Origin of the sequence: Dermabacter sp. HMSC08H10 (genome assembly GCF_001807585.1) — a bacterium.
GTDB lineage: Bacteria > Actinomycetota > Actinomycetes > Actinomycetales > Dermabacteraceae > Dermabacter > Dermabacter hominis.
Genome location: NZ_KV789426.1, coordinates 79,738 through 105,923, shown reverse-complemented (window position 1 = coordinate 105,923; position 26,186 = coordinate 79,738). Strand labels below are relative to the sequence as shown.

The 26,186-nt window shown below is 61.1% G+C and carries 28 protein-coding genes and 1 pseudogene; 8 read left to right on the top strand and 21 right to left on the bottom strand.

Annotated elements, in window-relative coordinates; translation table 11 throughout:
- Positions 1-606: 606 nt before the first annotated feature.
- The 5 genes from HMPREF3176_RS07755 to HMPREF3176_RS07735 form a co-directional block, all read right to left on the bottom strand.
- Positions 607-1,509 (bottom strand): hypothetical protein, encoded by a 903-nt coding sequence (locus tag HMPREF3176_RS07755; RefSeq protein ID WP_016663711.1) that lies wholly within the window; start codon positions 1,507-1,509, stop codon positions 607-609.
- 276 nt (positions 1,510-1,785) lie between these two features.
- Positions 1,786-2,526: a hypothetical protein gene (locus HMPREF3176_RS10370; RefSeq protein WP_040386433.1), complete on the bottom strand. Its 741-nt coding sequence runs from the start codon at positions 2,524-2,526 to the stop codon at positions 1,786-1,788.
- A 127-nt stretch (positions 2,527-2,653) separates the two neighbouring features.
- Complete coding sequence (locus HMPREF3176_RS07745; RefSeq protein ID WP_016663713.1) at positions 2,654-3,358, bottom strand: hypothetical protein; 705 nt, start codon at positions 3,356-3,358, stop codon at positions 2,654-2,656.
- Positions 3,355-4,083: a hypothetical protein gene (locus HMPREF3176_RS10365; protein ID WP_070459474.1), complete on the bottom strand. Its 729-nt coding sequence runs from the start codon at positions 4,081-4,083 to the stop codon at positions 3,355-3,357. The genes HMPREF3176_RS07745 and HMPREF3176_RS10365 overlap by 4 nt, the downstream gene beginning before the upstream one ends.
- Positions 4,084-4,244: 161 nt before the next feature.
- Entirely contained in the window at positions 4,245-4,736 is a 492-nt protein-coding gene (locus tag HMPREF3176_RS07735; protein WP_141742390.1) for a hypothetical protein, read from the bottom strand.
- Positions 4,737-5,003: 267 nt separating this feature from the next.
- On the opposite strand from HMPREF3176_RS07735, the gene HMPREF3176_RS07730 reads away from it, so the two are divergent.
- Positions 5,004-5,792 carry a DUF981 family protein gene (locus HMPREF3176_RS07730; RefSeq protein WP_070459468.1) on the top strand — a complete coding sequence of 263 codons (789 nt, stop codon included), beginning with the start codon at positions 5,004-5,006 and terminating at the stop codon, positions 5,790-5,792.
- Between the two features lie 66 nt (positions 5,793-5,858).
- Here the strand turns inward: HMPREF3176_RS07730 and HMPREF3176_RS07725 are convergent, their stop codons facing one another.
- The 4 genes from HMPREF3176_RS07725 to HMPREF3176_RS07710 form a co-directional block, all read right to left on the bottom strand.
- Entirely contained in the window at positions 5,859-7,346 is a 1,488-nt protein-coding gene (locus tag HMPREF3176_RS07725; protein WP_070459463.1) for a DUF1846 domain-containing protein, read from the bottom strand.
- Positions 7,347-7,514: 168 nt separating this feature from the next.
- Complete coding sequence (locus tag HMPREF3176_RS07720) at positions 7,515-8,345, bottom strand: carbohydrate ABC transporter permease (RefSeq protein ID WP_070459460.1); 831 nt, start codon at positions 8,343-8,345, stop codon at positions 7,515-7,517.
- Positions 8,342-9,232, bottom strand: a complete 891-nt coding sequence (locus tag HMPREF3176_RS07715; protein WP_070459457.1) for a carbohydrate ABC transporter permease — start codon at positions 9,230-9,232, stop codon at positions 8,342-8,344. The genes HMPREF3176_RS07720 and HMPREF3176_RS07715 overlap by 4 nt, the downstream gene beginning before the upstream one ends.
- Before the next feature lie 91 nt (positions 9,233-9,323).
- Positions 9,324-10,616 carry an ABC transporter substrate-binding protein gene (locus tag HMPREF3176_RS07710; protein ID WP_070459454.1) on the bottom strand — a complete coding sequence of 431 codons (1,293 nt, stop codon included), beginning with the start codon at positions 10,614-10,616 and terminating at the stop codon, positions 9,324-9,326.
- 481 nt (positions 10,617-11,097) lie between these two features.
- Here HMPREF3176_RS07710 and ptsP point away from each other — a divergent pair, with 481 nt between their 5' ends.
- Entirely contained in the window at positions 11,098-12,816 is a 1,719-nt protein-coding gene (gene ptsP, locus HMPREF3176_RS07705) for a phosphoenolpyruvate--protein phosphotransferase (protein ID WP_070459451.1), read from the top strand.
- Between the two features lie 75 nt (positions 12,817-12,891).
- On the opposite strand, the gene HMPREF3176_RS07700 is transcribed toward ptsP, so the two are convergent.
- The 3 genes from HMPREF3176_RS07700 to HMPREF3176_RS07690 form a co-directional block, all read right to left on the bottom strand.
- Positions 12,892-13,164: an HPr family phosphocarrier protein gene (locus HMPREF3176_RS07700; RefSeq protein WP_034371649.1), complete on the bottom strand. Its 273-nt coding sequence runs from the start codon at positions 13,162-13,164 to the stop codon at positions 12,892-12,894.
- A gap of 123 nt (positions 13,165-13,287) precedes the next feature.
- Positions 13,288-13,848 carry a PTS mannitol transporter subunit IIA gene (locus HMPREF3176_RS07695; protein WP_070459449.1) on the bottom strand — a complete coding sequence of 187 codons (561 nt, stop codon included), beginning with the start codon at positions 13,846-13,848 and terminating at the stop codon, positions 13,288-13,290.
- Positions 13,849-13,883: 35 nt separating this feature from the next.
- On the bottom strand, positions 13,884-14,369 hold the full coding sequence (locus HMPREF3176_RS07690) for a GtrA family protein (RefSeq protein ID WP_070459446.1): 486 nt from the start codon (positions 14,367-14,369) through the stop codon (positions 13,884-13,886).
- A 55-nt stretch (positions 14,370-14,424) separates the two neighbouring features.
- Here HMPREF3176_RS07690 and fdhD point away from each other — a divergent pair, with 55 nt between their 5' ends.
- Positions 14,425-15,297: a formate dehydrogenase accessory sulfurtransferase FdhD gene (gene fdhD, locus HMPREF3176_RS07685; RefSeq protein WP_070459443.1), complete on the top strand. Its 873-nt coding sequence runs from the start codon at positions 14,425-14,427 to the stop codon at positions 15,295-15,297.
- Here the strand turns inward: fdhD and HMPREF3176_RS07680 are convergent.
- The 9 genes from HMPREF3176_RS07680 to HMPREF3176_RS07640 form a co-directional block, all read right to left on the bottom strand.
- Positions 15,294-16,322, bottom strand: coding sequence for a sugar-binding transcriptional regulator (locus tag HMPREF3176_RS07680; RefSeq protein ID WP_070459440.1), 1,029 nt, complete (start codon positions 16,320-16,322; stop codon positions 15,294-15,296). The genes fdhD and HMPREF3176_RS07680 overlap by 4 nt on opposite strands.
- A gap of 90 nt (positions 16,323-16,412) precedes the next feature.
- Positions 16,413-17,714: an NAD(P)H-dependent oxidoreductase gene (locus HMPREF3176_RS07675; RefSeq protein WP_070459438.1), complete on the bottom strand. Its 1,302-nt coding sequence runs from the start codon at positions 17,712-17,714 to the stop codon at positions 16,413-16,415.
- Positions 17,715-17,751: 37 nt separating this feature from the next.
- Positions 17,752-18,324 carry a transcriptional regulator GutM gene (locus HMPREF3176_RS07670; protein WP_070459435.1) on the bottom strand — a complete coding sequence of 191 codons (573 nt, stop codon included), beginning with the start codon at positions 18,322-18,324 and terminating at the stop codon, positions 17,752-17,754.
- A 2-nt stretch (positions 18,325-18,326) separates the two neighbouring features.
- Positions 18,327-18,701, bottom strand: a complete 375-nt coding sequence (locus tag HMPREF3176_RS07665) for a PTS glucitol/sorbitol transporter subunit IIA (RefSeq protein WP_070459432.1) — start codon at positions 18,699-18,701, stop codon at positions 18,327-18,329.
- 40 nt (positions 18,702-18,741) lie between these two features.
- On the bottom strand, positions 18,742-19,752 hold the full coding sequence (locus tag HMPREF3176_RS07660; RefSeq protein WP_070459429.1) for a PTS glucitol/sorbitol transporter subunit IIB: 1,011 nt from the start codon (positions 19,750-19,752) through the stop codon (positions 18,742-18,744).
- Positions 19,749-20,354, bottom strand: coding sequence for a PTS glucitol/sorbitol transporter subunit IIC (locus HMPREF3176_RS07655; RefSeq protein WP_070459426.1), 606 nt, complete (start codon positions 20,352-20,354; stop codon positions 19,749-19,751). Before HMPREF3176_RS07655 ends, HMPREF3176_RS07660 begins: the two co-directional genes overlap by 4 nt.
- Before the next feature lie 135 nt (positions 20,355-20,489).
- On the bottom strand, positions 20,490-21,020 hold the full coding sequence (locus tag HMPREF3176_RS07650) for a YjbQ family protein (protein WP_070459423.1): 531 nt from the start codon (positions 21,018-21,020) through the stop codon (positions 20,490-20,492).
- 30 nt (positions 21,021-21,050) lie between these two features.
- Entirely contained in the window at positions 21,051-21,908 is an 858-nt protein-coding gene (locus HMPREF3176_RS07645; RefSeq protein WP_070459420.1) for a class II fructose-bisphosphate aldolase, read from the bottom strand.
- A 30-nt stretch (positions 21,909-21,938) separates the two neighbouring features.
- The gene (locus HMPREF3176_RS07640) at positions 21,939-22,637 is read right to left on the bottom strand and encodes a triose-phosphate isomerase (protein ID WP_141742388.1); all 699 of its coding nucleotides are present in this window, start codon (positions 22,635-22,637) and stop codon (positions 21,939-21,941) included.
- 212 nt (positions 22,638-22,849) lie between these two features.
- Between HMPREF3176_RS07640 and HMPREF3176_RS07635 the strand changes: the two genes are divergently transcribed.
- The 5 genes and pseudogenes from HMPREF3176_RS07635 (at position 22,850) to HMPREF3176_RS07615 (ending at position 26,134) form a co-directional block, all read left to right on the top strand.
- Positions 22,850-23,125, top strand: coding sequence for a PTS sugar transporter subunit IIB (locus HMPREF3176_RS07635; RefSeq protein ID WP_070459418.1), 276 nt, complete (start codon positions 22,850-22,852; stop codon positions 23,123-23,125).
- A 91-nt stretch (positions 23,126-23,216) separates the two neighbouring features.
- Complete coding sequence (locus HMPREF3176_RS07630) at positions 23,217-24,611, top strand: PTS galactitol transporter subunit IIC (protein ID WP_070459415.1); 1,395 nt, start codon at positions 23,217-23,219, stop codon at positions 24,609-24,611.
- Positions 24,608-25,075, top strand: coding sequence for a PTS sugar transporter subunit IIA (locus HMPREF3176_RS07625; RefSeq protein ID WP_070459412.1), 468 nt, complete (start codon positions 24,608-24,610; stop codon positions 25,073-25,075). The genes HMPREF3176_RS07630 and HMPREF3176_RS07625 overlap by 4 nt, the downstream gene beginning before the upstream one ends.
- A 238-nt stretch (positions 25,076-25,313) precedes the next feature.
- Positions 25,314-25,682 (top strand): annotated as a pseudogene (locus tag HMPREF3176_RS07620) (formate dehydrogenase accessory sulfurtransferase FdhD); the annotation flags it as partial.
- Positions 25,683-25,753: 71 nt separating this feature from the next.
- The gene (locus tag HMPREF3176_RS07615; protein ID WP_061212447.1) at positions 25,754-26,134 is read left to right on the top strand and encodes a hypothetical protein; all 381 of its coding nucleotides are present in this window, start codon (positions 25,754-25,756) and stop codon (positions 26,132-26,134) included.
- Positions 26,135-26,186 lie beyond the last annotated feature (52 nt).

Here is a 26,186-nt window from a genome sequence, read left to right as displayed (position 1 = left end):
GAGAGTAGGACACCGCCGAACTATTCTTTGAGGGTGGAGCCCCGGCCGCTAAGGTCGGGGCTCCCCACATTTAACGCCCGAATTTTTGGAGCCAATACCCCTGAGCTAAGGTTCGGGGTTTTCTTTTGCCTTCATGCGAATGCTTGCATCATCCGTGTGTTTACCGATCGCGCTGCCCGCATGGTGAAGAGAGTCAGCTAGCTGAGCGCTCTCGCTCGCTTAGTCACTGAACTTATCCGTCGATCGAGGGCATCGAGGAGAAAGGCTGATTGCCCCACCTTTTCGCCGGTGTTAGATGCTTTGTAGGTGAGGCGATAGTCAGGAGCCGGTGCCCGAAGCTTCGCCGGCATCTTGTCCTGGAGCGGCCCCTGCCTGTCTGGCCACCGAGTCTGTGCTCAAGTGTTGCTACGCTCCGACGGAATCATGCCATTGGACTCGTGCGGCTCCGCGAGGTTTTCGCCTTTATCGAGATCATCGCCGCTTTCGGGCGGGATGGCATGGGCTAAATGCGCTGGCGGAGCCGCTGAGTAGTTTGCAATTACCTTACGAAGGGTTCTTGCACTTTTGTTGTCGTTTTTGAGGAGTGGGAAGTCCAGGCGAGAATGTCTATCCCATCTTCGAAATGAACTCGTCGCCCCAGGCGGTAACGTCTTCGGGACTCAGCGCTCCGGCGTTTGCACCGATGATATAGACGAGTGCGCCGGAAGAGTTCTGTTTGTAGCACGTATGACTATTCGTGGTTTTGGATTCGCATGTCCAGCTGCCTACGGTCTTCTTTTCTCCACTTCCGTACTTTGTGAACATGTCTTGGGTGTCTTTGTCATTGATGATCGAAGCGATATAGACAAGAGTCATATCCTGAGAGACGTAGGTTCCGCCAACGTCGCCGATTCCGGCATCGCCGAACGAGGGGTCGAGGCTTGTCGAGCCAACCTGTTGAGGAAGGTTCCCCGATGCCACTCCGCCTCCACCGCCGGGCTGCGGAGCGTCTCCACCGCCTTGTCCCGGCTGAGGGCTATTGCCGCCGTCCCCGGGTTGCGGGTCGTTGCCCCCGGTGCCAGGTTGGGGCATCGGCTGGGGGATATTCTTGACGTCGTCAGGTTGAGGGCTGTCGCTGCTGTTTCCACCGGGCGCGGGGTTCGGAGCAGGAGCTGAACCCCCGTTGTTATTCGTGTTCCCCTTGTCGTCCTTGCCCTTGAGGTCCTTTTCCGCGGAGCTCACTTCTGAGGCGGGAACCTCTTTTTTGTCGTCGCCATTGAGGAGCGTGAACGCGAGGACGCCTCCACCGACCAGGAGAGCGAGCAGGAGGAGAACACCGCAGCCGATTCCAACCCACAGTCCAGTCTTGCTCCTCTTCTGTGGAGGCATACCGCCGCCGGGGTATCCCGCGGGCTGGTTGTATTGCCCTTGAAAATTGCCCTGATCGTATGAGGGCTGCTGGTCGTAGCCTTGGTTGCCGTTCGGATTTGCACTCGAAGCAGCTCCTGGCTGCCACTCGGGGTTGCTCATGTTCGATGTCTTCCTGCTGTGCTGGGCCGCGAAGGTGCGAGAAGCGGACGGGACGTGTCGCAGACGCCAATGTAGGCGCAGGCGCCAGTCAGTATTACACATCACATCGATGGAAACCTAGAGTTGCCTATCTCAAAATTGCGGTGAGAGCACCAGGGGTTGAAAAACGCAGGCGGGAGGATCCTGACGAGCTTTTGCTTACGGAATGCACCTCGGCGTCTTTGCCTTGGCTCGCACATCTCACCCCCACGCTGTGTGTGCTCCCGTTCGGGTGCTTTAGTGTGGCGCGGTCGCAAGCTGATCGCCGAACTGGGCGATCTCGTTGAGGTCTTTCACATTGGAGGCCATAATGAGCACGATCGCGCCGCCAGGGCCCTGGGCGTAACAGTCGCCGCCGTTCTCTACGAAGGCGTCTTCTTGGCATTTCCAGTTGCCGATCTGTTTTCCGGTCGCGTCAAGATCTTGGACAAAGAGTCGACCGCTCTCGGTATCGTGGAATACCTCGACCCAGAAGATCGCAGAGCTGTTTGGTGAGGAGTACACCTTCTCAACATCACCGAAATCTAGTTTCGGTTGGCTTTCGTCGACTTTGAAATCTCCCACTTGATCCGGGGGAGTATAGCCGCCGCTGGGATTCGAGCCCGGGGCGGGATCCGGCCCGTTCGGTCCCGGCGCCGGCTGGGGGCCAGGGTCAGGACCGTTGGGCCCTGGGGCCGGTGCAGGTTGAGGTCCGGGATTCGGGTCTGGATTCGGAGCCGGGTTGGGGTTCGGCTGCGGCGCTGGGTTCGGACCAGGTGCTGGAGCCGGGTTGGGGTTAGGTACAGGGTTATCCCCACCGCCATCACTCACGGGAGCCTTGGGGTTCGGGGCGGGCGCGGGTGCGCTCGTGGTCGTGTCGTCTTTAGAGTCCGACGCTTCCTTGTCTTTGTTGTTCATGAGCATGAAGGCGAGAACTCCACCGGCGATGAGAAGGAGCACGAATGCGACGCCCATCCCGATCGCGACCCACAGAACCATCCTGTTTTTCTTTTCCGGGGGTACCGGGCCCGGTTGGGTCATTGGAGTGCCGCCCTGTGGTGCTTGGTAAGGGCTGCCAGCCTGGTACTCGGTTGGTTCTGCGTGGGGATCGGGGGTCTGCTGCCAATTATTGTTGTTCATTCAACGCTCCAAGGAGTTCGTCGCCCCATGCTGCGAGTTCGTTGGGGGCGAGCGTCTTGGCTCCAATCGCCACGTAGCCGTGAGTGGCGTCTTGCGTGATGCAGCCGGTAAGTGAGCTGGACTCTTCCACGGCGCATGTCCATTTGCCGATTTTTTGGGGGTTAGGGAGGGTCTTCGCAACGCTCTCAGCGTTACGGTCGGTGTTCTTGCCGACTCCAACTTCGATCTGGGTGCCGTCGGGCATTTGGTACACGGAATGGAAGTCAAAGTTTTGAGGGGCTTGGTGGGGCTCCCCGGAGTTGACGAGAACGGCGTCTCCGATCTTTTGGGGTTCGCCGCCCCGAGCTTCGACTGGCCCGGAGCCGTCGTCGGGCTCGGGTTCCGGTGTCGGTGCGGGCTGCGAGGTCCGTTCGTCCCCGCCCTCATCGCTTGGTGGTGCCGACGCTGGATCGCTTTGGCCGTCGTCTTGTGGGCTCGGGTCGGGAGCTGTAGACGACGTGGTCGTGTCGTCGCCGCCCGATTCCTTCGAATCATTCCCGCTCATGAGCGCGAACGCGAGGATGATGCCGCCGACGATGAGGGCGAGCAGCACGATGCAGCCGCAGCCGAGGCCAACCCACAGGCCGGTCCTGCTCTTCTTTGCGGTCGGTATTCCGGGAAGGTGGCCGCCGTGTGGCGTGAATTGGGTCATGAGCTCGCTCCTCCGGCTGCGATGAACTGATCACCGAAGTTGGCGAGAGTTTGGGCATCTGGCGTGCCGATCACCTTCACGACGTCGGTGCCGTTGGAAGATTTCACGCAAATGTTTTGGCTCGGGTCTCCTTGGAAGGTCCCGCACGTCCAGCCGTTGATTTCTTGTCCGTCAGTGATGGTTTTCTTTTCATCCTCGGGGCTGAGCGTGGGATTTGCCGCGCCCGACACTTCGATCATGTCCATTGCGCTGTTGCTGTAGGCAGCGACGTAATCCGCACCGACAGTATTGCCTGTTCCAACGCCGGCGAGTGTGTAATCACCGACTTGTTGCGGTTTATTTGAACTGCTGCCGCCCGAGGGCTGTTGTGGCATGGGAGCAGACCCTGGGTCGTTGCCAGGATTGTTGGGAGCCGGAGCGGGATTTGGTGCCGGGCTGTCGCCGCCGTTGGGGGCGGGCGCTGGATTTGGTGCCGGTGCTGCAGCCGATGTCGTCGTGCGTTCGTTTCCCGATTCTTTTGAATCATCCCCGCCCATGAGCATCACTGCGAGCACGATGACGCCGATCAGGAGAGCGAGGAGCAAGAGGCAGCCGCAGCCGAAGCCGACCCATAGGCCGGTATTGCTCTTTTTTTGCTGTGGCATAGCGCCCGGGTATCCCATAGCGGGCTGCCCCTGCACCGCACCGTGATTGATTGGAGCCTGATTCCACTGGTTGTTCGACATGTGCGGGGTCCTCATCGGGTGGGGCGGTGTGCGCACGCGCACAAGGGATAGCGTAGCTGACTGTAACGCTGTGCCGTTCGTCAGTATTACACATCACACCGAAGGGATACTAGGGTTTCCGTTAATCTACGGCGTGGTGTGCGGGGCGAGACCTACTTCGGCTATTTGAGTTGCTCCATAAACTCTTCACCCCAGGCCGCAATGGTGCTGAGGGCGGCGTCGGTATCAAGCGGAACGAGGAGAATTCTTCCACGTTCGTCGTCGGCCATGCAGACGTTCATCTCGTACTGCGTCCCGCACACCCAAGGCCCGATGTCTTGCCGGTTCATGAGGCCGGCGGTGTCCTCTTCAAACGTGCGGCCCGTATCATTCTCGATCCCGATCTCGAACCCGCCGCCGCTCTCATCTTCGTAGCGGGCGCGCACGACGTAATCGTGATCCGGGTCTTCCCCGCGGGCTTCGGAATAAGCAAGGTGGGTATCGCCCACCGTTTCGGGTTCTCCGGATTTGGGGGACACAGCCTGGGAGCTTGAGGTATCGGGGGAGGGGTCCGACGCTTGCTCTTCCCTATCGCCCAGGAACATGAAGGCAAGAAGCCCGGCAACAGTGAGTGCTGCGAGCACAAACAACGCGCCGCTACATCCGAGCAGCACCCACAGAAGCGTGCTGTTTTTGCGTTCCGGGGATGCAGAGGGGGGATTGGGTTGTCCCAGTGGTGGTTGCATGCCATAAGAATAAATGAAAGCGCCTTTGCTCCTGCACCGCCCGTACAGAAGACCTTCGTCAGCATTGATATTTGACGCGATATTTAGCAATGGCCGCCTGTTGGACCGGTCAGCCGGCTCGTTCGCAACGTCTCTAGGTAAAAACCTGCAGGCGAATGCTAGTTTTAAGCAAAATCAACGCTCCAAGGAGGTCCAATGGGAACATTTTTCACCGGTGAAAGTACGCCCGGGCTCATCGACTGGTCGTCGATGCCTACTTACAACACGATTATGGCCATCGCTGCTGGCGCCACCCTTCTCGCGCTCGTACTATTCGTGCGCGGGTTAGCGAAACACAGTACGCTCTCGCGCATCGAAGGAGTATCGGAAGGAGCAGAAGAGCGCCGCGAGCTCGCCGCTTTTCTCGACGGCTATGCCGTTGCCTTTGGAGTATTCGGGCTCATTCTTTTTACGACCGGCCTCCACATGATTCTCACATGGCCGCTCGCGGAGGGCGGTTTTCCGTTCGACAACATCGTCTTCGGCGAAACCTGCCTGCCGCTCGGTGCACTGGCTCTTGGCGCTTCACTTTACCTGTGGCGTCGCCGCGATAGCGTCCTCGACGCCCCGAACCCTCTTGTGCATCTCGCGCGCATTGCGAGCCCAGTAGGCTTCTTCACCGTGCTCCTCGGCCTTGCATTGATTGGCATTGCACTTGCGGGTCTCGTGTACCAGCTTTTTGCAGCACCTCCACAAGAGCCCATCTCGGGTGCGTTCGCAAGCATGCCTATGCTCGAAAACGGCGCACTGGCCGTTCTCTTCTGTCTCGTGGCTTTTGGAGCGATCTGTTTCCCATTCATCACGAAACAGATCCGCGAGAAGGGGGCGCTCACGCCGCTTGCCGTCGTAGCAGGATGGAGCCTCGCACTCGCTGGCATCGCTTGGGGTCTTTTTGGCGCGATGAACTTCTATACCCACATCGGGCTCATTGTGAACACCATGTGAGCACACGGACGCGATGGCGTAGGTGGGCCGGTTCCTTGAGAGCCGGCCCACCTGGCTGTCTGCTCGCTATTTGTGGAAAAGGCTCTTTTTGCCGAAGGCGGGCTCGCTCGTGACGAGAACCCCGAGCGAGCGGAAAACGGACTCGTCGACGGAGCCGAGAATTGTCGTCGTGTGCACGTCGCAGCCGCGTAGGTTCTTGATTTGCGCGAGCGCGGCGGCTGCATTCTTGTCGCTTCCCGCGGAGACCGATAGGGCGATGAGCACTTCGTCGGTGTGCAGGCGCGGATTGCGTGAGCCCAGGTGATCGACTTTGAGAGTCTGGATCGGCTTGATCGACTCGGGCGACAGCAAAAGGGCATCCTCGGGAATCCCCGCGAGATGCTTGAGCGCGTTGAGGAGCATGGCAGCGGAAGCACCGAGCAGGTCTGAGGTCTTGCCTGTAATGAGGGTGCCGTCGGAAAGCTCGAGGCACGAAGCAGGCCCGCCGGTTTTTTCGGCGAGGGCGAGAGCAGGCTTCACTGTGGGGCGAATCGTTTCGTCCACGCCGAGCTTGGCCATCACGAGCTTGATGCGCTGCGACTCGAGCGGGGGAAGTTCGAGCTTTTTTTCGGAAACACGGGCCTTGAAGTAGCGGCGCACAACCTCTTGCGTCGCGGCCTCGCGGCAGGCGTCGTCGTCGGTGATCGCGTACCCGGCCATGTTCACGCCCATGTCGGTCGGAGAAGCGTAAGGGCACTGCCCGAGGATGCGTTCGAGGAGGATCCTGAGCAGGGGGAACGCTTCGATATCGCGGTTGTAGTTGACGGCCTTTTCACCGTACGTTTCGAGATGGAACGGGTCGATGAGGTTGACGTCGTCGAGATCCGCCGTTGCCGCCTCGTAGGCGAGGTTCACGGGGTGTTCAAGCGGAAGGTTCCAGATCGGGAACGTCTCAAATTTCGCGTAGCTCGAGGCGATTCCACGCTTGTGGTCGTGATAAATCTGCGACAGGCACGTCGCGAGTTTGCCCGATCCCGGCCCCGGCGCCGTCACGATAATGAGGTCGCGCTCGGTTTTCGCCCACTCGTTTTGACCAAGCCCCTCCTCGGACACGACGAGGGTCGGGTCCGGGTAGCCCTTGATCGTGCGGTGGCGCACGACCGTCAAACCGAGCCGCTCCATGCGAGTTTTAAACTGCGACGCCGCCTCGTTACGATCGTCCATTTGCGTGAGCACGATCGTGTTGACGAGGAAACCGCGCTCGCGGAACACATCCACGAGGCGCAGAACGTCCTCCTCATACGTGATACCAAGGTCGGCGCGCATCTTGTCGTGTTCAATATCGTGGGCGTTGATGGCGATAAGGATCTCGAGCTCATCCTTCAGCTCATACAGCATCGCGATCTTGTTATCCGGTGTGAACCCGGGAAGAACCCTCGAAGCGTGCAGGTCGTCGAAAAGCTTGCCGCCCATCTCGAGGTAGAGCTTCCCGCCGATCTGAGCGCGCCTTTCGGCGATGTGCTTCGACTGCAGCTCGATGTATTTTTCGGGATCAAAACCTTGCGTGCGTGCCATGCGAGCCTCCTGCGCTGAGAAAATAAAAATGAGGGGGCCGTTGGCATACGACCTGCATGTGCAGCCCTCGACATCTTAGGGCACGAGCGGGGGAGTTTCCAGGACCTTTGAGGTCCGACGGTCCCCGCGCGTGCCCGGGATGCTGACGCTTACGCGGCCCTCCCGCTCTCAACCCTTCACGGAGCCGCTCATCATGCCCGAAATGAAGTACTTCGACAGCAGGATGTACACGACGAGGGTGGGAGCCGAAGCAAGAAGTGCGCCCGCCATCGACACCCCGTAATTGGCCAGCAGTGCGCCGTTGGCGAGGTTGTTGAGGGCGAGGGTCACTGGGCCGTTCATCGGTGTCGCGAAGAACACCGCGAACAGGAAGTCGTTCCACGCGTTCGTGAACTGCCAGATCATGACCACCACGAAACCGGGAATCGAGATGGGCAGCGCAACGGACCAGAACGTGCGGAGCATCCCCGCGCCATCAACCTTGGCGGCTTCGATGAGCGATTCGGGAACCGTCTCGAAGTAGTTGCGGAAGATGAGCGTGCAGATCGGGATACCGAACACGACGTGCACGAGAATAAGCGAGGGAACGCCCGAGTCGATGGGCAGAGAAAGCACGAGCGAGAGCAGGGGGATCATCACGGCCTGGTAGGGCAGGAACATGCCAAACAGGAGGAACGTGAACACCAGATCCGCCCCGGGGAAACGCCAGCGGGACAGCACGAAGCCGTTCATGCACCCGAGAGCCGAGGAGATGATCGTCGAGGGAATGACCATCGCAAACGAACGTCCCATCGCAGGCGAGAGCGTTTCCCAGGCTTCCGCCCAGTTCTCAAGCGTCCACTCGCTCGGCAGCGCCCAGGCGCGGGCGGCCGAGGCATCGCCGCCCGTTTTGAAGCTCGTGACGATGAGGACATAGACGGGAATCAGGACGAGGACGACGCCGATGAGGAGAAGGGCAAGGCGGACGAACCGCCAGGGGGAAACCGAGGAGGTGTTCACGACTGACGCTCCCTGTGTTGCTGAATGAGATAAGGAACGATGAGGACACCCACGATGATGAGAAGAATCGTGCCGACGGCAGCCGCGTTCGCGTAATCGAAGCTCGACTTAAACACGAACATGTCCACGGCGGGGATCTTGGTTTGGTAGTTCGAGGGTTTCGAAATCGACATGATGAGGTCGAAGCTCTTGAGGCTCATGTGCGCGATAATCACGAGAGCGCTCATGATGATGGGGGTGAGCTGCGGGAAGATCACGTGGCGGTAGATTTGCCACTCGCTCGCGCCGTCCATGCGCCCCGCTTCGCGAAGCTCATCGGGAACGCCGCGGAAGCCGGCGAGAAAGAGCGCCATGACGTAGCCGCTCAGCTGCCAAATCGCCGGAAGGGCGATCGCGGCGATGCCCCACGTGATGTTGTTCCACCACGGGTTTTGGAGAAAGCCGAGCCCCACCATCTGAAAGAGGCGGTTCAGTCCGCTTGCACTCTCGCCCTGGTTGGAGTTGAGGAGCCAGCGCCACACCACACCCGAGGCCACGAAGGACACGGCCATGGGGAAAAGGTAGATGGTTTGGAACACTCGACCACCTTTGATGGGGCGATCCAGTAGCCACGCCCACACGAATCCGGTGATCATCGCGCCGCCCAGGAACACCGCCGTGAAAATCACGAGGTTCATGAGTGAGTGGCGAAAATCGGGGCTCGAGAGAAGAGCGATGTAGTTATCGAGGCCAACGAACTTACTGGGTTGCACGCCGTTTGCTTGCGCCGCCGTGTGGTTGTCCGTGAGAGAGGTCCACACGTTCTGCGCCATAAGCACGTAGACGAAGACCCCCACGAGAATGAGCGAAGGCGAGATGAGCAGCAGTGGCGCCGCATACTTTTTCATGCCTGGTCCTAGGGTGGAAGTGGCATCGGTGGGGGCCGGGCGAGCGTCGGACATGAGATCCCCGGCCCCGAAACCGATGTGAAAGCGGAGCTTACTTCTTCATATTCGATTCGGCAGCGGACACGAGCTCGGCCTGGAACGCCTTGGCGTCGGTCGCGCCGGAGGTGAACTTGCTCGTTGCGTCGGAAATGGCGTTGAGCCACGCGACCGATGTTGCTGCACCGTGGGCGATCGAGGCACAGATCTTGTCGTGTGCGAAGGACTCGAGCGCGGACTGCTGATACGCCGGGAACTTCGAGACATCAGCGTCGGTGCGCGCCGGGATTGAGCCCTTGGCGAGATTGAAGGCTTCCTGGCCTTCGACCGACGAGATGGTCTTGAGCCACGCCTTCGCGTTGTCGGCGTGTGGTGCACCCACGGGCAGGGTGAAGGAGTCCGCGAGGAAGCCGAAGATCTTGTCGCCAGAACCAGCCGAGGGCACCTCGAAGTAGACATAGTCCTTCATGTCTTCCTTGCCGGCTTCCTGGAATGCCGCAACGGCCCAGTCACCCATGACGTTGTAGGCGGCCTTCTCGTCGATCACGAGGGCTGTCGCTTCGGGCCAGTCGAGCGAATCTCGGTCGGAGTTGGTGTAGCTCACGAGCTTCTCGAACGCCGCGATCGCCGTGGTGACCTCCGCACCTGCCCAGTCGGTCGAGCCGTCGAACAGGCCGTTGTAGGCGTCCGCGCCGAGGTGGGACATGAGCACTGCTTCAAGCAGGTTGACCTGCGTCCACGGTGCCGCGAGAGAAAGCGCGGTGACACCCGCAGCCTTGGCCTTTTCGAGATCGGCGAGCCAGGCATCGAACGTCTCGGGAACAGCCTTCGGGTCGATACCGGCCTTTTCGAGCACGGCTGCTGATGCCCACACGACGTTCGAACGGTGAATGTTGGACGGCACCGAGTAGATCTTGCCATCCACCGTGAGGAGCTTGACCAAACTGTCAGGGAAGGCCTTGCGCAGGTCGAACTCGTCGTAGAGTCCAGAGACGTCTTCGATCTGGCCAGCATTGATGTAATCGGTCAGCTCGCCACCGGCGTGCGCCTGGAAAGTGTCGGGCGGATTCTTGGTCTGCAGGCGCGACTGGAGCATGTCCTTTGCGGCACTGCCCGCGCCACCCGCGACGGAACCATTGACGAACTTAATCTTGGGGTTTTGCTCGTTGAATACCTTGACGAGAGCATCGAGGCCCGCTTTTTCCGAGCCCTGGGCCCACCACGTGAACACCTCGACAGAGTCGGCCCCGCCAGCGGAACCGCCACCGGAGGATTTGGAACATGCTGCGAGCGCGCCAAGCGCAATACCAGCGGACGTGAGAGTGAGGAAAGTCCTCCGTGCGATCATTGCTGTTCTCCTTTAAACAACAGGGGCGTCGTTGCCGAGTGGATCGCTGATCTCCGAGATGAACGCGGAGACCACCAAATTGAACGCGTTCAATATAGCGGCACATTGAACGTTGCCATTCTAGTGAACGAAGTGAACGAAACGTAGCGCCGCGCTAGGTTTTGCGAAAATTTCATGGCCGTGAAAACGCATCCAATGCCCCACCGCCACCGCGTTCCAAGAGGTCAAAGCATGAAGTCCGTGTGTGATCCGGGGCGCTTCTGGGAACCACATTCCGGCATTTCTCGCAGTATGTTGCGATACCGTGAGGGAGTTCATAGGGGGCGACTCGTGGACGCCCGAGACCGTTCTGGTGCGAGCATTCGCCCTGCAGGTCCCGAACGTGCCGCGCACCGCGCCCCACATTGACCGTAATGCACACCGCGGGAGCGCGCTCGCTCGCGAGTGAGAGTGAGCGGTGTTGCGCGAAGATCGGAGAACAATGACTGACTACAAAGGCGTCGCAGTAAGCCCCGGACGCGTGATCGACCCCGTCAAGGTCATGGCGCCGCCGGTTGCCGAACCTCCCCTCAACGACGCCCTCCCCGAGGGCGAACCGCGCGAGACCGAGGCCGCCCGAATCGCCGAGTCCGCTGCCGCGGTCAAGGCCGACCTCGAGAAGCGCGCCGAGGCAGCACACGGCGACGGCAAGGCCGTCCTCGAAGCCACGGCGCAAATGGCGGCGGATCCAACGCTCACAACGAGCGCGGAGCAGCTTGTACGCACCGCCGGTATGAGCGCCGAACGCGCCGTGTGGGAAGCCGGCGAGCAGGTTGCCACGATGCTCGAGGGCCTCGGCGGCTACATGGCCGAGCGCGTTGCTGATGTGAAGGACGTCCGCGCCCGCATCGTCGCCCACCTCCGCGGTGAACAGGCGCCCGGCATCCCGTTCTCGACCGAGCGCTTCGTACTTGCCGCGATCGACCTCGCCCCCGCCGATACCGCAACCCTCGACCCGACCATCGTCTCGGCGCTTATCACCTCCGACGGTGGCCCGCAGTCGCACACCGCCATCCTTGCGCGCCAGCTTGGGATTCCTGCCGTTGTCGCCGCGAAGGGCGTCGAGAGCATCGAGCCTGGAACGGTCGTGTACGTGGATGGCGCCGCCGGCACTGTGACCAGTGAGTTCGGCGACCGAGAGCGGGAACTCTCCGTCACCTGGTACGAGCTCGTGAAAAATCCCCTTACGTACTCAGGTGGGGGAGCGGAGCTTTCCGACGGTACCCGCGTTCCACTGCTCGCCAATGTGGGTGGCGAAAAGGACGCGGCTTTAGCCGCAGAGGCGAATGCTGACGGCGTGGGCCTTTTCCGAACCGAGTTCTGCTTCCTCGACCGCGACGAGGAGCCGAGTATCGAGGAGCAGGCCGAGGCGTATGCGGGGGTGCTTCGGCACTTCCCGGGCAGGAAGGTCGTGATCCGCACACTCGACGCGGGTGCCGACAAACCGCTTCCGTTTTTGACCGATGCCGACGAGCCGAACCCCGCGCTTGGCGTCCGGGCCTATCGCACTTCGTGGGAGAAGCGCTCGGTGCTCGAGAACCAGCTGACGGCAATCGCAAAAGCGAGCCGCGAGACGAGCGCTGAGCCGTGGGTCATGGCACCGATGATCTCGACACTTGAGGACACCGAAGATTTCGTGTTGATGGCACGCTCCGCTGGCGTCGAGCGCGCAGGCATCATGGTCGAAACTCCGAGCGCGGCCCTCACAAGCGATCACCTGATGGGCGTAGCCGACTTCGCCTCGATCGGCACGAACGACCTCACGCAATACACGATGGCTGCCGACCGCATGCTCGGCTCCCTCGCGCAGCTCAACGATCCGTGGCAGCCTGCCGTCCTCGCGCTCGTGGGCGCAACGGCGACGGGTGCGCGGGTCGCGGGTGGCGACCCGGAAGCCTTCGGCGATGGCGCGAACAAGCCCGTGGGCGTATGCGGCGAGGCAGCGGGCGACCCCGCGCTCGCGGTCGTCCTCGTGGGCCTCGGCGTGAACTCCCTGTCGATGACGCCGCGATCGCTGCCAGCAGTCGCGAAAGTCCTGTCGACCGTGTCGCTGGCAGACGCGCGCGAACTCGCTCGTCTCGCGGTGTGCGCACCGACCGCCGCCGAAGGCAAGCGGACCGTGCGTGCGAAGCTCCCCATCATTGAGGAACTCGGACTCTAACGGGCTGAATATAAGCAAAGGGGGCATGCCGCTCGGCATGCCCCCTTCATCATCCAACAGAGGTGTCGTTGGTGCTTAGGCCTGCGCGTCGAGATCCGTCTCGAGAAGCTCCGCGAGCTTGTTGACCGACTCTTCGGCTCCGTCGCCCTCGGCACGGAGGGTGACTTCGTCGCCAGCACCGGCGCCAAGGGTCATGAGCATGAGGATCGACGAGGCGTCGATAGGGGCGCCGCCAACCTTTTCGATCGTGACCTTCGCGGGCTGCTCACCCGCGGCCTTCGAGAAAATGGCGGCGGGACGGGCGTGGAGACCCGAAGCCGAAGCGACTTTGACGGTACGTTCAACCATGATGTGCCTTTCGACGAGCCGGTATGCCACATGGACAAACACCAGCGGAAAAATTTGAGTGAGGCCACCCTACCGAATGACGCTGCAGGTGACCTTGTTGGAGCTCTCTTGTGCGGTCCATCCTCACAGCCCGCGAGTCTCCTCGAAGTCAGGGTCAAACACCGCGAGAACCTCGAGCGGTGCCTCTGCCTCCGCTAGTGCCCGGCGGCGATCCTCCTCCGCAAACACCTGCGAGATCGCTTGAAGCAGCATCAGATGCTCATCGCCAATGCCCGCAATGGCGACAACGAACGACACCTTCTCCTCGCCGCTGTCACCCCAAGCAATCGGCTCGTCATACTTCACGACGCTCATCGCGGTGCGGTGAATATTGCTCTTGGCCTCGCTCGTTGCATGGGGAACCGCAACGCCATACCCCATAAACGTCGACACCTCGGCCTCGCGCTCATGCATCGCCTCAACATACGCCGGATCGATCGCCTCGAGTTCAACGAGAAGATCGCCTGCCTCCTCAATCGCCTCGCTCTGATTTCGAGCAAGCCCCGGGACGCGAATCGCATGCGGCGAAAGAATGACCGACTCGCCCGACGCCGACGGCGACCCTTTCCCACGATCGCGCGTCACATCGCATGCCCACCGCGGAGCAGCGTGCTCAGATCCGTCACGACTCTGTGAAATGTTCATGATCCACGCCTTTCAAAAGATGCTTCACCTCGAGTCTAGGTGGCGTCGGACCCCTCCGCCTCAGGAAAAACGAACTTCCCGTACGTGAAGTACCGGAACGTTGTGGAGACCACCTGACCAATGAACGTGCCGCTCACGTTATCCGCGAAGGCCGAATCCAGCCCGAGAACATAGCGGGAAAACCCCAGGCAGCCGAGCTGCAACGCGCTCGCGATCACGTTCACGACGACGAATGCGAAAACCGAGCGTGCCGTGTGCGGCTTATCGCGATCCCCGTACGTCCAAAAGCGATTACCGAGATACGTGAGGCAGCTAGCTGCAGCAATCGTGAGGACCTTCGCGAGGATCGGCTGGCCGTGCATGAGCCCCTCGCCCCAGCCGTGCGTCGGGCTCCAAAACACGAGGACGTTATACATCGCCGCATCAAAAAAGAACACGAGGCCGCCCACGATCAGGAACTTCGAGCCGCGCAACGCATGGGCGAGCGCAGCAGTTCTCGACGAGGAATCCTTCACGGTCACGAAGCAAGGGTACAGGCCGTGCCGCAGCGAACGAATGCAGTTAAGCTGAGGTGCTATGGGACGAGTGACAGCATCGACGCGCCTGACGCGCATACGAATCCGGGACGGCAAGCTCTACCACTCTGAGCGGCCCGATGCCGTCGCCGTTGAAGAACCCCTCGACATTCGTCTCAACGGCCAGCAGCTCTCCATGACGATGCGCACCCCGGGCCACGATGTCGAACTGATCCACGGTTTCCTTCATGCCGAGGGTTACATCACGAACCGCGACGACATTCGCGAAGCTCGCTACTGCGACGGCGCCGTCGTCGAAGACGACTCCGGCTTCGAACGCAACACCTACAACGTCATGGACTTCACCACCCGCACCATCACCACAGCCCCGGTGATCACGAAGCCCTTCCTTACCTCGAGCGCGTGTGGTGTGTGTGGTTCGGCTTCAATCGACCAGGTGACGCAGCGGGTACGTCACGACTTCGTTCCGACGTTTGCCATGCACCCCTCGACCCTCCTTCGGGCGCAACGCGAGCTAGGCGACGGCCAAGCAGCGTTCTCGAAAACTGGCGGTGTGCACGCCGCGGCCCTCTTGACACCGGAGGGGGAGCGCCTCGTTCTGCGCGAGGATGTCGGCCGCCACAACGCCGTCGACAAAGTGATCGGCTGGGCCCTCCTCGAGGATCGCCTGCCCCTCAACGACGCCGTGCTTCTCGTCAGTTCACGCGCCTCCTTCGAAATCGTGCAGAAAGCCGCGATGGCCGGCATAGGCCTCATCGCGTGCGTGAGCGCCCCTTCCTCTCTCGCAATCGATACCGCCCAAAGGCTCGGCATCACCCTGTGTGGATTCGTGCGCAGCGAAGGTGACGATGACGGGCGCTTCAACGTTTACGCGGGCTCCGAGAGGATCGACCTGGCAGCGAGCAAGAGCTAGCGTACGGCGCGCGGGTGCGGCGCCCCGCACGCGGAGCACACGCAGCGCTCACCGGAGTCCGCTCTCCCGGGCCCGATACCCGTTGCACGGACGAGCGAACGCGCAATCTCCTCGTCAATACACAGCTCCTCGAGAGCGCCCGTATGAATCGCGCCCGTGAGACCCGGAAGGCGATCGTTACCCGCGGCGATGCCAATCACACGCGGAAGATTCTGGAGATTCTCGATCGTCAATCCAATCACCCGATTCGTCGTAGGGCTTCCGAGCGGCTTGCCGTCCGGGTCGAAATAATGACCGCACATGTCTCCCGCCGGATTCTGGGCGAGGTATTGCGCGAGCTGCTCCTCGTTGAGCTTCATCGCGTCGATCACCAAGCGTGACGTATGTACTCCATGCGTGCCAATGCCGACGAACGCGAGGTCGGTCGCGCGCGCATTCTCGAGGGCGGTGCGTACGCTTGATTCGCTCATGAGCGCGTTCCACGTGCGGCTCGATTCGACAACCGCCGGTGCATCAAAGCGTTCCGATCTGCAGCCGAGTCGTTCGGCGAGCGCGACGATCATGTTGTTGCCGCTCGGTGCTGTATCCGCGGTGGGCATCCCTCCCACGAGTGGAGTGAGCACGTGTTCCGCGCCGAGCGACCGCGTTGGGATTGCCTGGATCATACGTTGGATCGTGAGGCCCCAGCCGAATCCGATCCGTCCGGCATGCGGCGCGAGTTCTATGAATCGCTGGGCCGCGAGACGGGAGGTCGCCTCATACGGATCTGATCCAGATGCGGCGACGAACACGCGCTCAATGTCGTAGAGCTCCGTGATTTGTCGCTCAAGCTCCTCGTTCCGTTCGACGTCGTCTCCGACGATCCTTACCTGGATGATTCCCTCTTCCTTCGCTGCTGTGAGGATACGCGAGACGGTCGATTTCGAAAGCCCTAGTGATTCGCCGATCGTGGATTGATCGAGGCCGTCGACGTAGTAGAGGCGGGCGACATCGATGAGGGTGCGTCGGTCGCGTTTGAGTGCCATGCGGGACTTTCGGGGATCGGAGGAGGGAAAACGAGCGGCGGGTTGACGCCAAGTGTAGCCGTCAACCCGCCTGAGTGAGAGGGTAGGGAATCAGATTACGCCCCGCGCCACGAGCGAGTCCTGGAGCCGGCGCATGGCCACGAGTGGGCGTGACTCGTCGAGCTCAAGGTTGTCGTATGTGATGTATTCGCCGGCCTTGATGGCTTTCTTGAGCACCGAGCGCTGTAGCAGACCGATTGGAACGTAACCCTTTTCGCGTGCTTCCTCGGACGGGACAGCCCAGCCGTAGAAGTGATTACCGCCGAGCCCCTCGAGCTCGAGGTTGCCCTCGAGGTCAAACTTTGCGCGGCCTACGACCTCGGTCGTGACGGTGGTCGACTGGAAGTCCGCCTTGCGGTTGATCACGGCCTCCGCGATCGAGAGCGGAGCTTCGATCGAGGCGATATGCCACGGGCGAAGGAGTAGATAGTAAGGACCCTTGCCGAGTTTGAGGTAGTCGAGCTCGTGAGTCACGACGTCGCTAGTGGACTTCACGATCGCAAACACGCCGGGGGCAACGTCGCCGGTAGTGTATTCAACGACCGGGCCCTTGTCGGCATTGAGGATACCGCCGTCGGCCTTCGGGATGAGGGTTGTGGCAAGGTCCTTGATGTTGCACTCGACGCCGTGCATGCCGGCTTGCTCGACCGGGAAGCCGGTGGCGTTCGACAAAGCCGCCATCTCGAGTTGGGTTTTAGTACCGTCGGTGAACTCGGTGAGCATCCTTGGGTTCATGTGCTTGCGCGCAGCCTCCTCCTCGTTGTCCGCAGGGATCGAAGTCGGCTTGTTCGGGTTGTTCTTGCCCTTGCCGGCGGCGACGACCTCGAGACCGAGATCTTGCGCGTACTCGACGAGCTTGAGCGCCTCGACAGGCTCGTCGCCGCGGCAGATCGTGTAAACGGCGTTGCCCGCATTTGCCATAGATGACAGGAGCGGACCGACCGTGATGTCGGCCTCGACCGTCATAAGCGCAACATCCTTGCTGTGGGTGATGCACGTGTAAGCGATTTGCGCGGCGATCTCTGGAACGCCTGAAACCTCGACGACGATATCGACGGGGAGCTCAGGCATTTTGAGACCGTCCTTGATGACGACCGCCGAGCCGTTCTCGACCTCCTTTTTCGCGGTCTCGATATCGTCGACGGCGACGACGATATCGGTCGCCCCCGCCGCTTTGAGTGCTGCTTCGGCCTTATCGACGACGATATCGGCGACCGCGGCGACGGTCATACCGGAGGTTTGAAAGATCTGCGCGATCATGCCGGAGCCCATTTGGCCTGCGCCCACGACTCCGACGCGAATCGGGCGGCCCTCACGAGCCTCGCGTGTAAGAAGATCCTTTGTGTATCCCACGGTTGTGTCCTTTCTAGCGGGATGAATGTGGTGAGTATCAGGGAGTTCCAACGTGTGCAGAACGTTCAGGCCGAGGCGTGCGCGGTGCGAGTGGGGAGGTGGTGGCATCAACGGCGTTAGCAGCCAGGTCCTCCCCTCGCCCTTTGTGGTTGCTCCTCCGTGTCGCTGCACGGGCGCGGCGTGCTCGGTCAGCACGTTCTCGCTCTGAACGCTTGCATTCCGCGAGAGCAACCGTGGGGTTGGCTGGAACTTGCGCAAGTGCCACGGCAACGGCTTTCTTCAGGTGCTTCCCATTCGCCCGCTCCTGTGCCCCAGCGGTGGGACCGAGGAGAGTGGGAAAGGCGCGGAAGCGCGCAAACACGGTGGATCCAACCATGGCGCTTGCGCGTGTGATACAGCCCTCGGATTGGTCAACGACGAAGATGACGATGGCTCCACGGCTAACGCCGCGGCCCCGGCCGGTGACGAGGACGTCGTGAGGTCCGGTCGAGGCCTGTGCTGCCGCATTGATCTCTCGCGTGTACCGACGCTGCTGCAAAAGCGTGAGGATCGCAGAGACGACGAACGCGAGGAAGAGCAGAACCGGGAATAGCCACTCGACGCCGCGCATCACTAGGCTCCCATGACGCGGATCTTGGCGCCGACCTGCGGCGTCGTGAATTCGTCGGGTCCTGAGACGAGAACGGCGCCCGGTAGCACCGATTGGTCGGGTTGGTTGACGTATAGGACGATGTGGCCAAGCTCGGCAAGATTCTTGTTAGCGATTTCGCCCAGCGCCGTCACTGTGTATTTGTGACCGTCGATGTAAACCACGTCGCCCACGACCAGGTCGCGGGTCAACGTCGAGCCTCCGGTGTGCACAAGTGCAACTTCTGCGAGGGAGGGGGGAACGGGCTCTCCGAAGAGGATAATGACACCCTCGGAGAACATCATTTCCGCATCGGCACCGATCTGGCTGATATTGGCGCTCCACAATTCGTTGGACATGTCGTAGGACTCCTAGTGGTGAGAGATGGATCAGGCTTCGCTACATAAAGAACGAGAAGCCAAAGGCGATGATGACCGCGATGGGTGAGGTCACGAGGCGTGTGAAGAGCACCGCGGGAACCCCGACCGAAATCGTTTCTGGCTTCGCCTCTCCGAGAGAGAGACCTACGGGGACGAAGTCGGCGCCGACCTGGCCGTTGATCGCGAACAAGGTGGGCAGGGCGTACTGAACGGGGAGTGCACCGATTCCGATCTGTGTGCCCATGAGAACACCCACGACCTGTGCGATCGCGCCGCCAGGGCCGAGGATCGGCGACAGGAACGGAAGAGCGACAATGATCGATAGGAGGATCAGCCCGAACGGGTTCGAGGCGAGTGGGGTGACAAGGTCGGCGAGCCAGTCCGAGACGCCTGAGTAGTTCACAAAACCGATCAGAAGCGCGACGTACGCCATGAAAGGGATAACGGTTTTGAGCATAATGTCGAGCGCCTGACGCCCCGAACTCAAAAGCGTGTTGATGACGTAACCGATGAAGTTGCCGAAGCCCACGACGATGCCCGTGAAGCCCGAAGGCTTGTACTGAGCAGCGGCCTGCTCCTTGGCCGCAGTCTTAGTGTCCGCGACGCTCTTCTCTGGTTCTGCGGCGGCGGTCTCGGCGGTGGCGGCGGAGACCGCCGCTTCGTCGGCAAGCGCGACCTGCCTCGGGCCTACGTCGGACACGAAGATGTCGGGTGTAATGAACTGAGCGAGCGGGCCCGCAGGTGAGCCAGGGAAGACATCCACCGTCGGGATGCGCTTCTTGGGGTATACGCCGATGCGGGCGGTGCCGCCACAGTTGATGACGGCTGCGAGAACGTCCTCATCGGGGATGTGATTGATGAACCCGTCGACGACATCGGCCCCCGAGAGCTCGGCCATGCGCTGGGCGACGGGGTGAATACCGCCGCCGGTGACGGAGATGATCGTCTTCTTGGCGTCGGTCGGTGTGAGAGTGAGGCCATCGCCCCAGCCGCTGCTGCCCTTCGTGATGCGAATCGATGAGAAGGTCATGCCACGCCTCCCTGGATGCGTCCGGCTGCGTAGTCGGCGTCGTACTGTTTAAAGGGCGCTTCGTGTCCGCCGCGCTTGATGAGAAGGTTGGTCATCCACTGAGTAGCGAAGCCGCGGATGCAGATCACGATGATGCCGGTGATGAAGTAAAGGATCGCGAGCGTTGCATACTTCTCGGGGGCAACCTTGAGAACGCCTGCCGAGACACCCGTCCACACGAATATCTCGCCTGCGTTAGCGTGGGGAAAAAGTGCGGTTACCGGGTGCACGAACGATACTGCTGAGTCGTAGAACGCAGGCTTGTAGCGTTCGGGAAGGAAGCGGCCGAACGTGTAAGCCATCGGGTTGGTGAGCAGCAGGACGGCGAGGATCGGCATAAGCGTGTAACGGGTGATCGCGTACTTGCCGGCCCACTGGACGGCTCGCGTCACTCGTTCTTCACCGATCCACGTTGTGACCGCGTACATGAAGGTCAGCATGACCATCAGGAGCGGAAGCACCCCGGTCACCAGATCGACGAACGATTCCGCGGAAGCGTTGAACACGCCGATGAAATGCTCGGCAGCCCACGTTAACGCCTTCATAACTGGGTTGTTGTTCATAAGAACTCCTAGCTGTGGGGTCCGCTTCGCTGCGGAACCAACGGGAGGAGGGCCCGCTTGCGGGCGGGGCCTTAGGGGAGGAGGGTGATCGCGGCCGTGCAGGCGATGAGGACGTGCGGGCCGCGATCGGTGGGGTCAGTCCCCGGTCACAACGATGTGACACTTGCGAGCTCGTTCACGAGCTCGGTCGAAGTCGACGAAAAAGATGTAGCCGGTCTCGCCGAAAGCGGCCTTCCCGTCGAGCACGGCGACGGTCTCGGAAGCGCCGATGATGTTCGCCTTGAGGTGCGCGTCGGCGTTGAGGAGTTGGCTGCGGTCACCCCCGGGGAGGAAGGTCGCCGCCGAGGGCCAGCTTTCGACCGCCTGGTAGTGGGCCTCGCCCGGGTAGTTGTATCCGCCATGGGGAGGGAAGCTCGTCTGGGCGGGGAACATGCGGCTAAGAGCCGCGTCGAGATCGACTTGGAGGTAATCGGTACCATCCTCGACCGTGTCGTGTGCGAATTCGTCGAAGTACACGGCACACGTCGTGTGGGGCGAAATGATGGTGGCCACGCCGTTAGTAATTCCGGAGGCGGCGATGGTTTCGTGGACCTGAGCCGTGACGTCGATGAAGCTCGCGGTCCCGCCGTGGCTGCGCAGCTCGAGAGTTGTTGTGTAGGTGGTCATGGGGGCCTTCTTTCCAAGGTTTCTCGCCGGTTAGAACGCGTCAGTGCGTGCTGAGATGGTGTCGACGAAGTGGCGGACGTCGGTTTCGACGGCATCGCGCGCCGCCTTCGCGAGGTTTGTGAACAGGAAGATCTTGTCGTCGTTGACGAGTGGTGTAGCCGCCTCGTATGCCGCGCGTGCAGCATAGGTGTAGTAATTGATTTTGCGCACGCCTCGCGCGATCGATGCTTGGTATTCGTCTTCGCTCAGACCGCTGCCACCGTGCATGACGAGCGGTACTCCGGCCGCTTCGCGCAACTCGCTGATGAGCGGCAGGTTGAGATGGGGCTTTTGTCGGTAGAGCCCGTGAACGGTACCGAACGACGCGGCGAGGCAGTCGACGCCCGTCCGCTCAACGAAGTCGCGGGCCTGTTCGGGTTGGGTGTAGAGAGTTGCGTCTGCGACGCCCTGGGAAGGGTCACCGTTCTCGTTGCCGGTCATGACGCCGAGCTCGCCCTCGACTGCGATCCCGCGCTCGTGAGCCATAGCGACGACCTCGCGGGTGATGCGAACGTTTTCCTCATACTCGCGCAGCGAGCCGTCGATCATGCACGAATTAAAGCCGATCTCGAGGCCCTTAGCGATGTAGTCGATGTCTTCGCCGTGGTCTATATGAACGACGAAAGGGGCGCTCGAGCGTTTTGCGAGCTCGACGATGGCGGGTCCGATCTCCTCGATTGGGGAGTATGGCTCGTGGACTTGGGCGTGTTGCAGGATGATTGGCTGCCCGGTCTGTTCGCCAACCTTGATGGTGGCGGCGAGAGCTTCGAAGAAAGGGGTGTTGACGGCGGCAAGCCCTACATTATCTTTTTCGGCACGGGCGAGAGCATCGGTAAGTGAGATAAGCATGATGGCTTCTTTCCGGTGGGGGATATGGGGTTACTTCTCGTCGCGGTGGTCTCGTATTGCGGTGTACATCTCGGTGAGGATCTCCCGCCAGTCGGGATGCTTGATGATGCCGCTGGTACCGCCCGACCCGTCGGCCCCTTGCTTGAGTACGCGGGTAACGTCAGCTCCGCGACTTACGCCCGCGGCTTGAATGACGAGAATGCTCGGGTCGACGGACTTAACGACTGCGGTCGTACGTTCGACATAGTCACCCTCATCCATTTGTCCGGTACCGATCGCTGCGGTCGGCTCGCAGATCATCGCATCGGGCCCGAGGTGGGCGATCGCGTAGCACTGAGCGTCCGAATCCGCGCAAACGATGGTCTTTAGCCCGGCCTCGCGTGCGCGCTCGATAGTGGCGTCGAGCTGAGCGATCGTGAGGGGGTGTTCGGCGTGGTTAAGGACCACGGCGCGGGCACCGGCGGCCACGAGCGATTCGGGCAGGATATGTCCCATGCCGCGGCCAGGGGTGATCGGGTCCATGTGCTGTGCGGTGATGATGAGGTTCGTTGTGTGCTCGGTGATGAGCCGTAGGTCGGCGTGTTGAGCAGTGTAGATCGTGGGGATTTCGAATCGCCCGGCGAGTTCGTCGACGAGGACCGCTAACTTCAGAGCTTCGTCGCCGTAGAGGTACGCCTTGGGGTTGACAATCAGTAGGGGGCCGGTCAGCGTCATTGCGTTCTGTGCCATTTCATCCTCGGTGATAAATGCCAATTGCAACAAATTGCAGAAAGGGGGGCGATAAGTTGCGCCATTGCCTACACCCTGGCACACTGATTCTCGTGACGCAAGTGTTGTCCACTAGAAGTTCCGTCGAACTTTTTACTGACCCTAGGTCTTGAGAAGGGTCGCGAGGGCGTGTGTACACTTGCTCCCAACGCCTCACTCGAAGGAGAGTTTCAATGAAGAAAGTATTGGTTGTGTGCGGTACGGGCGTCGCTACGTCAACCGTCGTGGTCTCGAAGGTGCGTGACTTCCTCGAAGCGGAGGGCATTGATGCCCAGATCCAGCAAGGTAAGGTCATGGACCTTGTCGGCTCCGGAGTTGACGCCGATCTGATCGTCTCGACAACCGACGTCCCCGACTCCGTCACGATCCCCGTCGTTCGCGCTCTCAGCCTCATTACCGGAATGGGGCAAGAGGCCACACTTCGCGAAATCGCGGACGCGCTCTCTTAAATCGCCCCGCACCTCGGCTGCACTCACCCCACAAGGGTAAGCGCGGATCGTCCCTTTTCCCCGGGTTCTCGTCGCGTAAGGAATTCCCGTCATGGCAGACTTTTTCATCGGCCTCTCCGGCTACCTCAACGACCTCGGAGCGAGCGTTGTACTGCCCATTCTCATAACTATTTTTGGTCTGATTCTCGGTCTTCCTTTTAAGAAAGCATTCAAGGCCGGTGTCACGATCGGCATTGGCTTCATCGGTATCAATCTTGTGATCGGCCTTATGGGTCAGCAGGTGAGCCCCGCGGCCCAGGCCATGGCCGAACGATTTGGAGTGGGGCTCGACGTCGTTGATGTCGGCTGGCCCTCCTCCGCTGCGATCGCGTTCGGCTCTACCATAGGTGCTGCGATCATTCCGCTCGCGCTTGCCCTGAACATGATTCTTCTGTTCACCGGTCTCACTCGCACGTTCAATATCGACCTGTGGAACTTCTGGCACAGTGCGATGATCGGCGCGCTCGTGGGCGCGATTACCCATAGCTTCTGGTGGGGACTTGTTGCTGCGGCGTGCCACATGGCTGTCATGCTTGCGATCGCGGACCTCACGGCCCCCATCGTCCAAAAGTATTTCGGGCTCCCTGATATCTCGTTCCCTCACGGAACTTCGGCTCCTTATGGTCTCCTCGCGATCCCACTCAATGCACTTTTTGATCGCATTCCGGGCTTCAATAAGCTGGATGCCACTCCGCAGGCGATTCAAAAGCGTTTCGGAATCTTCGGAGAAACCCTCGTGATGGGCCTCATTCTCGGTCTGCTCATCGGCCTTCTAGGCTTCGGATTTGCGCATCCGGCGGAAGATTCCAAAAAGATCTTGACGCTCGCGATCTCTCTAGCCGCCGTTATGTTTCTCCTCCCACGTATGGTTTCAGTTCTGATGGAAGGTCTCATGCCGATCTCGGAGGCCGCGCGCGACTTTGTGCAGAAGCGTTTCCCGGGTCGAACGTTCTACATCGGTCTTGACTCCGCCGTCGCGGTCGGTCAGCCATCCGTGATCGCGACGTCACTTCTGCTCGTACCGATCACGCTGTTCCTCGCCGTCGGACTTGCCCCGCTCGGTAACCGCGTCCTCCCGCTCGTGGACCTCGCAACTATCCCATTCATTGTCGCGATCATGGTGGCGATTTTCCGCGGAAACATCGTCCGTTCGACCATTGGCGGTGCCGTTCTCATCGGTCTCGGTCTTTTCGTGTCGACCTGGATTGCTCCTGTTTTTACTGAGGTTGCGGTCGCCTCTGGCTTCTCGCTCGGTAAGGGGCAGCACACTATCTCGTCGCTCGTGGATGGCTCGAACCCCCTCACCGCGTTCTACTTTGCCGCAGCGAAGGCTGGCGTGCCCGGTATGATCGTTGCCCTCGTCCTCTCCTTCGGCTCCCTGTTTGCAGTGCGCACGGTCATGAACCGGCGTGATCGCGAGCAAACCAAACAGGAGGTGGCACAGTGAGCTTCGGAATTGTCCCCGGCGCGGCGTTTGCGCGTCTTGAAGCGGAGAGTGACCGCGAGGTGCTGACCACAATGGCCCGGCGCCTCCGCGAGCTTGGCGCCGTTGCGGCTACCTATGAGGAGGCCGTTATCGCGAGGGAGGAACGCTTCCCCACGGGCCTGCCTACGGCGGTCCCCACCGCACTCCCTCATACCGATCCCGAACACGTGCTCATCGAAGGAGTTGCTGTCGCAACCCTCGCGCATCCCGTGCAGTTTCGCGAGATGGGCTCGAGTTCCTCAAGTATCGAGGCTCGCTTCGTCGTGATGATGCTCCTCAAGCAGGCGCACTCGCAGCTTGAGGCGCTTCAAACCCTTGTTGCGCGATTGCAGGATGTTGAGGCCGTCGAGGCGCTCGCCTCTGCCGTGAGCGACGAGGATTTGTTTGCTGCCGCGTCGGACTGGCTGGCGGCTGGAGACGCTTAGATTCCTTCCCCGGAACGAAGGCGAGAGGCGGTCCTAGGCGATACGCTTCCCCTCTGTCTGTGCGCAACGATGGCGCTGCCTCGGGGAGGTAGCGTGGAAGTGGCGAAGACGCTCGCAACGAGCTGCTAGCGTCACCAGGATCCCGGTCCCGGTTTCGGGGCCGGGTCCTTCTCACGTGGACTTGCCGCCCTCGGGGGCAGAGCACGGATCCCTCACGTATGAGAGTGCTCGTCCTTTGCGGTGGCGGGGTGTGCACGCCGCGGCCCTCTTGACCCCGGAGGGGGAGCGTCTGGTGCTGCGCGAGGACGTCGGCCGCCACAACGCCGTCGACAAAGTGATCGGCTGGGCCCTCCTCGAGGATCGCCTGCCCCTCAACGACGCCGTACTTCTCGTCAGTTCACGCGCTTCCTTCGAGATCGTCCAGAAGGCTGCCATGGCGGGCATCCCGCTCGTCGCTTGCGTAAGCGCGCCGTCCTCGCTAGCAATCGACACGGCCAAGCGGCTCGGGATGACGCTGTGCGGCTTTGTGCGAAGCGAGGGTGATGATGGGCGCTTCAACGTGTACTGCGGAATCGAGCGGATTGATCTTTCGGGCAGCGAGAGTTGACGGCCGGGTTCCCTCCAGCACCGTGTGCCACGATGGCTGTGTCCGTAGACATCCCTCTTGGAGGAGGAACCATGAAGAACAAGCTCATTCTTGCAACTGGCATCGCTATCGGTTTTGTGATCGGCTCGAAGATGGGCCGTGAGCCCTACGAGAAGCTCGAGGCGACCGCCAAGCAGTACGTCGATGACCCGCGCGTGCAGGAGAAGGTTGGCCAGGCGCGCGAAACCGTCTCGAAGGTCGCGAAGGACGCGGCTGAGACCGTGAAGGACAAGGCCCCCGAGGTTGCCGAGCAGGCCAAGAGCGCCGCGAAGGGCGCGGCGTCGACGGCTAAGGACAAAGCGCAGGAGGTGCGCGCCTCCCACAGGGCGAGCACGCCGAAGGTGAAGGCTACCGATACCTCGAGCGACTCGAGCGTGGCCGGCGGCGACGCTGAGGTGCACGAGGCGAAGTAACGCTCCACGCGGCACGCGCCGCCTAGTACACAAAGGGCGCTCCCGGCGATTG

Bases quoted from the DNA above. Each gene is read 5' to 3' on its own strand.
- HMPREF3176_RS07755 (WP_016663711.1), bottom strand. From the start codon at position 1,509: ATGAGCAACCCCGAGTGGCAGCCAGGAGCTGCTTCGAGTGCAAATCCG.
- HMPREF3176_RS10370 (WP_040386433.1), bottom strand. From the start codon at position 2,526: ATGGTTCTGTGGGTCGCGATCGGGATGGGCGTCGCATTCGTGCTCCTT.
- HMPREF3176_RS07745 (WP_016663713.1), bottom strand. From the start codon at position 3,358: ATGACCCAATTCACGCCACACGGCGGCCACCTTCCCGGAATACCGACC.
- HMPREF3176_RS10365 (WP_070459474.1), bottom strand. From the start codon at position 4,083: ATGTCGAACAACCAGTGGAATCAGGCTCCAATCAATCACGGTGCGGTG.
- HMPREF3176_RS07730 (WP_070459468.1), top strand. From the start codon at position 5,004: ATGGGAACATTTTTCACCGGTGAAAGTACGCCCGGGCTCATCGACTGG.
- HMPREF3176_RS07725 (WP_070459463.1), bottom strand. From the start codon at position 7,346: ATGGCACGCACGCAAGGTTTTGATCCCGAAAAATACATCGAGCTGCAG.
- HMPREF3176_RS07715 (WP_070459457.1), bottom strand. From the start codon at position 9,232: ATGAAAAAGTATGCGGCGCCACTGCTGCTCATCTCGCCTTCGCTCATT.
- HMPREF3176_RS07710 (WP_070459454.1), bottom strand. From the start codon at position 10,616: ATGATCGCACGGAGGACTTTCCTCACTCTCACGTCCGCTGGTATTGCG.
- ptsP (WP_070459451.1), top strand. From the start codon at position 11,098: ATGACTGACTACAAAGGCGTCGCAGTAAGCCCCGGACGCGTGATCGAC.
- HMPREF3176_RS07700 (WP_034371649.1), bottom strand. From the start codon at position 13,164: ATGGTTGAACGTACCGTCAAAGTCGCTTCGGCTTCGGGTCTCCACGCC.
- HMPREF3176_RS07695 (WP_070459449.1), bottom strand. From the start codon at position 13,848: ATGAACATTTCACAGAGTCGTGACGGATCTGAGCACGCTGCTCCGCGG.
- fdhD (WP_070459443.1), top strand. From the start codon at position 14,425: ATGGGACGAGTGACAGCATCGACGCGCCTGACGCGCATACGAATCCGG.
- HMPREF3176_RS07680 (WP_070459440.1), bottom strand. From the start codon at position 16,322: ATGGCACTCAAACGCGACCGACGCACCCTCATCGATGTCGCCCGCCTC.
- HMPREF3176_RS07670 (WP_070459435.1), bottom strand. From the start codon at position 18,324: ATGCGCGGCGTCGAGTGGCTATTCCCGGTTCTGCTCTTCCTCGCGTTC.
- HMPREF3176_RS07665 (WP_070459432.1), bottom strand. From the start codon at position 18,701: ATGTCCAACGAATTGTGGAGCGCCAATATCAGCCAGATCGGTGCCGAT.
- HMPREF3176_RS07660 (WP_070459429.1), bottom strand. From the start codon at position 19,752: ATGACCTTCTCATCGATTCGCATCACGAAGGGCAGCAGCGGCTGGGGC.
- HMPREF3176_RS07655 (WP_070459426.1), bottom strand. From the start codon at position 20,354: ATGAACAACAACCCAGTTATGAAGGCGTTAACGTGGGCTGCCGAGCAT.
- HMPREF3176_RS07650 (WP_070459423.1), bottom strand. From the start codon at position 21,020: ATGACCACCTACACAACAACTCTCGAGCTGCGCAGCCACGGCGGGACC.
- HMPREF3176_RS07645 (WP_070459420.1), bottom strand. From the start codon at position 21,908: ATGCTTATCTCACTTACCGATGCTCTCGCCCGTGCCGAAAAAGATAAT.
- HMPREF3176_RS07640 (WP_141742388.1), bottom strand. From the start codon at position 22,637: ATGGCACAGAACGCAATGACGCTGACCGGCCCCCTACTGATTGTCAAC.
- HMPREF3176_RS07635 (WP_070459418.1), top strand. From the start codon at position 22,850: ATGAAGAAAGTATTGGTTGTGTGCGGTACGGGCGTCGCTACGTCAACC.
- HMPREF3176_RS07630 (WP_070459415.1), top strand. From the start codon at position 23,217: ATGGCAGACTTTTTCATCGGCCTCTCCGGCTACCTCAACGACCTCGGA.
- HMPREF3176_RS07615 (WP_061212447.1), top strand. From the start codon at position 25,754: ATGAAGAACAAGCTCATTCTTGCAACTGGCATCGCTATCGGTTTTGTG.